The sequence below is a fragment of the Sphingomonas hankookensis genome, from assembly GCF_001619955.1.
GTDB classification, from domain to species: domain Bacteria; phylum Pseudomonadota; class Alphaproteobacteria; order Sphingomonadales; family Sphingomonadaceae; genus Sphingomonas; species Sphingomonas hankookensis_A.
Genome location: NZ_LQQO01000049.1, coordinates 1 through 797, shown reverse-complemented (window position 1 = coordinate 797; position 797 = coordinate 1). Strand labels below are relative to the sequence as shown.

At 64.5% G+C, this 797-nt stretch carries 1 protein-coding gene; it reads left to right on the top strand.

The window, feature by feature from the left end; genetic code table 11:
- Positions 1-20 precede the first annotated feature (20 nt).
- Positions 21-778 (top strand): IS5 family transposase gene (locus tag AVT10_RS17975; protein WP_157092785.1). Its coding sequence is split into 2 segments (ribosomal slippage): positions 21-354 and positions 354-778, totalling 759 coding nucleotides; the frame shifts between segments, so codons are not numbered across the junction.
- Positions 779-797 lie beyond the last annotated feature (19 nt).

Here is a 797-nt window from a genome sequence, read left to right as displayed (position 1 = left end):
GGCTCCGCAAGGAGACCGGGATGAGTGACCTGTTTTGGCTGACGAACGAGCAGATGGAGCGGCTGCGGCCGTTCTTTCCCAAGAGCCACGGGAGGCCGAGGGTAGACGATCGGCGGGTGCTGAGTGGCATCGTATTCGTCAATCGCAACGGGCTGCGCTGGCGAGATGCACCCGGCGAGTACGGCCCGCACAAGACGCTGTACAATCGGTGGAAGCGTTGGGGCGAGGCCGGTGTGTTCACGCGAATGATGGAAGGTCTGGCTGCAGCCGGCGCCGAGCCGCAGACGGTCATGATCGACGCAACCTACCTGAAGGCTCACCGCACGGCATCGAGCCTGCGGGTTAAAAAGGGGATCTTGGCCGCCTGATCGGCCGCACCAAAGGCGGCATGAACACCAAGCTTCACGCCATCGCCGATGCGAACGGGCGCCCCTTGAGCTTCTTCATGACCGCGGGCCAGGTCAGCGACTACACCGGCGCGGCAGCGCTACTCGATGACATGCCGAAGGCGCAGTGGCTGCTTGGTGATCGCGGCTACGACGTCGACTGGTTCAGGGACGCCCTCCAGGCCAAAGGCATCCAACCCTGCATCCCAGGCCGCAGGTCGCGCAACGAACCGATCCGGTACGACAAGCGCCGCTATCGGCGTCGCAGCCGCATCGAGATCATGTTCGGCCGCCTCAAGGACTGGCGCGGGGTCGCTACCCGCTACGACCGCTGCCCCACCGCCTTCTTCTCCGCAATCGCCCTCGCTGCCACCGTCATCTTCTGGCTGTGATCAACGAGTCCTGACCCTA